Raw genomic sequence first — 5,954 nt, 5'->3', positions numbered from 1 at the left:
TCTCTCTTTTGTGCTTTCTGATTATCTAATAAATTTAATGAATTGTAAACTTAAGCCGTGTATAATTAATGGCCAGTTCTCGCCTACTTACGAAAATCCTCGCGGATTTTCTAGTCGGTTTTTATTTGTTAAATTAGGTGCTTAAACACGCCACTAATCATACACATCAACGTTGTGCATAATGTAAAAAAACGAAATCTGAAATGACACCAACCGAATTTGAAAATCATCAAGTATTTGAAAAACTTGACCAAATCAGTTCTCGAATAGAGGAAAAAGAATTAAGAGAATTAATTGGTGTTGACAGCATTAATTTTTTTGAAACAGCAATTGGATATCTAAAGGACAGATTAAAACTTACAATTCCAACGATTGTCCAAGAAGCTGAATTGACCAACATTTCAAAAGAAATTGAAAATTCGTTAACTCAAATAAACTCTTTTGTAGGAAATAAAAATACAGGTCATATAACGAATGCTACAAACCATTTATACACAGCAACCTCAAGAGTTCGAAATCTGCCTTTACCATTTGCGAAAAACGACTTTAATTTTTCAAAGAACATTGCAAACTTTGAAAAAATCACAAAGGAGAAATACGACTTATTAGAAACAGAAAATAAAGAACTTAAAAAGCAATTTGACGCTCTATCTAAAAAACTTGAAGAAACTGACAAAGCTTTAGAGAATGTAAATACTACTTTAAAACAAAAGGAGTTAGAAATACAAAACTTAAACAAGTCGTTCCAAACAAACTTTGAGGCAATAAAAAATTCCGCAACACAGAATTATGAACAAGACAGAAAAACTTTTAGAGCTGAATTCGATACGTCTAAAAAGACATTAGCGGACGAAGTTGAAAGCCTAAAGTCTGAAATAAATACAGGTACTGACCAAATAATAAAGGATTTAGAAGCTAAACTTGAAGAAGCTAAAAAAATTGTTGGAGTTGTAAGCGATAAAGCAGTTACAGGAAATTATCAAAAAGTAGCAAACAGTCATAAAACAACAGCTGACGTTTTCAGAGTAATAGCAATAATTCTTATGATTGGTCTTTCTGGAATTCTGATATATACTATTTGGGATATTAGCGGAGAAAACTTTGATTGGACAAAATCATTGATTAGAATTTTAGCAGCAGCTGCACTTTCATATCCTGCAACTTATGCAGCGAGAGAATCAAGTAAACATAGAAAACTTGAAGTGCTCAATCGAAAAGCCGAACTTGAATTGACAGCAATTAACCCATTTATTGAATTGTTACCCGAACCAAAGAAACAAGCTATTAAAGAAAAATTGGTTGAAAAATACTTTGGAAATAGCGGGAATTTGATGAATGATATGGACGACAAAAAAGAGGAAGATGTTTCTATAAGCTCAATTGAGAGAATAATAAAAACGTTACTTCCATTTATAAAAAAGTAAAACACTATGCACAACAATGGTAACCGTTGCACAACCCCATGATTTTACAAAAACATGACACAAAAACGCCCATTTTAAGGGCGTTTGTTATTTTTTACTAGCTGTTACAATGTAAATTGAAGTTGATGATATGGGCTTAAAATGACGTTTATAACAGCCTTAAAACGGTAAAAAACGAAGCGTAGACTTGCCGCCCCACTTTTTGTGCGTTTTTGGGTGAATTTCAAGTACTTTTTTAAGTTATAAGCAATGGCCGAGAGATGCATACATTTATTGGCCTGTTTAATACCTAGGGTATTCACTTTTCTTAAGCCCATAAACTGGGTAAGGGTCCCAAATACAGGTTCTACCGTACTTTGGCGCTTGGCTTTCATATAACGCCCCTGTGAAATTGTGTTCTGGTACCCGAACACTTAACTGAAAACTGTTGAATAATTTCTCTTGATACTCTTTTTTTCCTTGCATTCCTAAAAATAAGAACTTTCAGGCAATTCTTGAAATTTTAAACTATATTTGAATAGTTGTGCAACAGGCACAACGTATATAATCCATTGCTAGTACTCGCCTACTTACGAAAATCCTCGCGGATTTTCTATTCGGTTTTTATTTGCTAAATTACGTGCTAAACCACGCAACGTATCATATACAAAACCGTTACCCAACATACGGAAACAAAAAAATTAACTAACTTTAAAAAGTCTGAATTATGAAAAAACGTTTACTCATGTTTACTCTTACATTAACAACCGTTTCAATGTTTACCCAAAGCAACTATTACTACTATTACAAAGGAGGGAAAGTTTTTTTAAATTTAGATAAATCCTCATTATACATCAATACAGACAATACATTCCTAAAATCATCTGTGGATAACCAGAACCTTTTGGACTATACCCTAAAAACCGAAAGCAACCCAACAAATGGCGAGACAAATAAATGGTCTATTGTCGATTTTGAAACCCAACCAACAGATATTGAGTATTACCAAAAAATAAACTCCTTAAAAAGTATCAATACGGTTAATGTAGTTGCACCTGGCTTTACAACCATGGCTGGAAAGAAAATAGTATTGTCCAGACATTTTTACGTAAAGCTAAAACAAGCTAGCGACTTAAACCTGTTGCAACAAAAAGCCAATGAGTACAATGTAACCATAAAAAACCAAAACCAGTTTATGCCATTGTGGTACACTTTGGTATGTACTAAAAACACGATTGGCAACCCTTTGGAGGTTGCCAATGCCTTTTACGAAACAGGCTTGTTTGCTTCCAGTTCTCCAAACTTTATTTCCATAAGGGATGAGGAACCAACACCAACAACCCAAGCCATTGTAAATGGTCCTGTAAGTGGTTGCGTTAACGACCAATATTTTGGCCAACAATGGAACCTAGACAACACAGGACAGCAACTCTCCCAAAACCCTCCTGTTTTTGCAACAGCAGGTATAGATATTAATGCTTGTGAGGCTTGGAATATTACTAATGGTGACCCAAATATTAATATTGCCGTTATCGATTTAGGAGTAGAGTTAAATCATCCTGACCTAACAAATATGCATCTTTTAAGTTATGATACTGAAGACCCAATAAATAATCCCCAAAGTTTGGTATATGGGCCACATGGAACACATTGTGCTGGTATAATTGGAGCTACTCAAAATAACTCTATTGGTGTATCTGGTATTGCTCCAAATTGTAAATTAATGTCAATAAGTACAACTTTTTTAGTTTCAGAAAATATTGCCAATGGAATCAATTGGGCTTGGGAAAACGGAGCAGATATTATTAATAACTCTTGGCATGTAAATATTTACGATTCTTTAATAGAAGATGCCTTAAACAATGCTTTGACATTTGGCAGAGATGAAAAAGGATGTATAGTTGTTTTCACTTCTGGAAATATAGAAGGTACAATTACGGAATTCCCAGCTAATAATGATGATAGATTGTTAGTTGTAGGCGCTATATCACCATGTGGTGAACGAACCTCTCCAAATTCTTGTGATGGACAAACTTGGTGATGAATTGGATATAATGGCTCCTGGTACTTATATTCCAACTACAGACCCCACAATTAACGGTTGGGTGTCAGAAGATTATTATTTTGATTTTTTAGGGACTTCAGCTGCAGCACCTCATGTGTCAGCGGTTGCAGGTTTGATTCTATCTGTCAATCCAAACCTAACCAATTTACAGGTCAATGACATCATAGAAAGTACAGCGCAAAAGGTCAATGAAAACACCTTGTATTCCTATCAAAACCATACCAATAGACCCAATGGCACCTGGAACAACGAAATGGGCTATGGCTTAGTGGATGCTCATGCTGCGGTTGTTTTGGCACAAAGCATGAATACCAATACAGTGGATTTATATACCAAGGATACACCTCTTGATTTTGGCATAGAACCGAACACCAATCCAAACAGTACCTTTTTAAGTCAGGATATTTGGGTAAGGCACCAACCTGACGGTCTGACCAATTTTACACACCAAACACCTTATTCCTTTACTGATAACTACGTGTATGTTAGTGTTCGTAATAAAGGTTCTGTAACTTCCAGTGGTAACGACCAACTGCACCTGTATTGGTCCTCTTGGGGAACGATTTGGCCACACCATTGGATAGACCATTACGGTCCTGCATTTTCTAATGAAATTCCAGATTTGTTCGGTGATGAAGTTGGCAGTATTATTATACCTTCTCTTGCTCCAGGAGAGGATACCATTTTAGAGTTCCCTATGGGGTTTTATCCTGTATATCCTGGACTGTATGGCAGCTATTATAAACTCCTGACAAGGATTGTATCGACTGAAGACCCAATACAGAACGAAACATCCAATGTTTTTGATAATATCCTGAACAACAACAACATTGCCTCCAAAAATGTATGGGTTTCCAATGATAACGAACCGTATTATAGAACCGTTGGCACTGTTTACAACCCAACCGATAGTACAAAGACCTATAGTTTGGAATTCAGTGTGGATGAAGATGAATTTGGTAAGGCCATCTATAACGAATCCGAAATACACATAGACCTTGAACCGGAACTATACAACGCTTGGAACGATGGTGGCAAACAGGGCAATAACTTTAAAACCACAAACGAGGATAATGTAGTCATAGCGACACAAAACAACATGACCTTAAGCAATATTGCACTACAGCCCAACCAGTTGTATTCGCTTAACGCTACCTTTCATTTCCTGACCAAGGAGCTTACGGACAAACAGCAGTTCAATTATGTTGTAAAACAGTTTGATGCCGAAAATGGTGAACTGGTGGACATTGTACCCATTAAAATACAAAAGGAGTCACGACCGATATTTTTGGCCAATGCAGGAGACGATCTGGAAACGGACAAGAACGAGACTATCACCATAAGTGCGGAACAGATTAACGAAGCCGCTATATACAATTGGTACGACCCAGATGGCAACTTGATTTACCAAGGTAAGGACCTGACCGTTTCAGCAGACGTGACCCAAAAGTTCAAACTTGAAATTGTTGCAGATAGTGATGGCTTTAAGGACTACGACGAGGTGGACGTTACCGTCAACCAGTTTTATCTAAAAACCATGGTGCCAAATCCTGCCACGGACAATGTTGTTGTTAACTACAAGACCATTGATGTCAGTTCTGCTTATTTAATGGTTATAGGTACCAACAGTAACACGTCCAACAACTACATTATAGACACCAACTTAGAGGAGTCCACCATAGACATATCCAGTTACCCTATTGGGTATTATACCGTTGCACTTGTCTGCAATGGCACCATTGTGGATGCCAAAACACTTATTAAAAACTAATTGTTATGAAAAAAATCATTCTATTAACTGTAATCGCTTTAAGTGGCTATTTTGTAAATGGTCAAACAATACATTCTTTAAATGTCTCACCTAATGGCACGGATTCTGTTGATGTGAATTTGGAAGTAGTTGAAACACACTATATAAATTTCGTTAATCACAATTATGAATTTATAGGTAATCAAATCAATTTGAAAGTTTGTTACGAATATTCTACCCAAAATGTTGCACCTCTATTAAGCAATACATTTAACATACCAGTCAATAACCCGATTAACTATATTTTAAATTTGGAAATTTATAGAACTCCAATACTAACCACATGTGATTTCACTGATTTAACAGACAGCGCAACCATGCAGTTTACAACCCCTTTAACGGAAACGGTATATTTGGGTGTAGAGGACTTTGAACTTTTAGAAAACCAAATAAAGGTGTACCCAAACCCTGTTAAGGATATATTGTTTTTGGAAAACCCAAATAATTTAGTATTAAAAAATATTGCTGTATATAATATATTGGGCAAAGAAATAAAATCCTTTACAACTGGTCTTGAAAGATTGGATATGCAAAATTTGAACAATGGAATTTATTTCTTAAAACTGAATACAGACTACGGAATTATTACGAAGAAGATAATAATAAGTAACTGAAAAAAGTACGTTGGGTAACACCGGTAACCGTTGCACAACCCCATGATTTTATAAAAACATGA

General features: G+C 35.6%; 5 protein-coding genes. 4 read left to right on the top strand and 1 reads right to left on the bottom strand.

Features of this window, described 5'->3' with window-relative positions; all coding sequences use genetic code 11:
* Window positions 1-203: 203 nt before the first annotated feature.
* The gene (locus tag AACY93_RS13560) at window positions 204-1,424 is read left to right on the top strand and encodes a hypothetical protein (protein ID WP_339612152.1); all 1,221 of its coding nucleotides are present in this window, start codon (window positions 204-206) and stop codon (window positions 1,422-1,424) included.
* A gap of 104 nt (window positions 1,425-1,528) precedes the next feature.
* Here AACY93_RS13560 and AACY93_RS13555 read toward each other — a convergent pair whose 3' ends face one another.
* On the bottom strand, window positions 1,529-1,798 hold the full coding sequence (locus tag AACY93_RS13555; RefSeq protein WP_339612151.1) for a transposase: 270 nt from the start codon (window positions 1,796-1,798) through the stop codon (window positions 1,529-1,531).
* 332 nt (window positions 1,799-2,130) lie between these two features.
* On the opposite strand from AACY93_RS13555, the gene AACY93_RS13550 reads away from it, so the two are divergent.
* Genes AACY93_RS13550 through AACY93_RS13540 form a run of 3 tightly spaced genes read left to right on the top strand, consistent with a single transcriptional unit; the run spans window position 2,131 to window position 5,892 of the window.
* Window positions 2,131-3,444, top strand: a complete 1,314-nt coding sequence (locus AACY93_RS13550; RefSeq protein WP_339612150.1) for a S8 family serine peptidase — start codon at window positions 2,131-2,133, stop codon at window positions 3,442-3,444.
* Window positions 3,428-5,239, top strand: coding sequence for a S8 family serine peptidase (locus AACY93_RS13545; protein WP_339612149.1), 1,812 nt, complete (start codon window positions 3,428-3,430; stop codon window positions 5,237-5,239). The genes AACY93_RS13550 and AACY93_RS13545 overlap by 17 nt, the downstream gene beginning before the upstream one ends.
* Before the next feature lie 5 nt (window positions 5,240-5,244).
* Entirely contained in the window at window positions 5,245-5,892 is a 648-nt protein-coding gene (locus AACY93_RS13540; protein WP_339612148.1) for a T9SS type A sorting domain-containing protein, read from the top strand.
* Window positions 5,893-5,954: the final 62 nt, after the last annotated feature.

The sequence above is a fragment of the uncultured Xanthomarina sp. genome (genome assembly GCF_963971605.1).
In the GTDB taxonomy this organism is placed as follows: Bacteria; Bacteroidota; Bacteroidia; order Flavobacteriales; family Flavobacteriaceae; genus Xanthomarina; species Xanthomarina gelatinilytica.
Note: the sequence above shows the minus strand (reverse complement) of the source record. Positions and strands in the feature narration are given on the sequence as shown.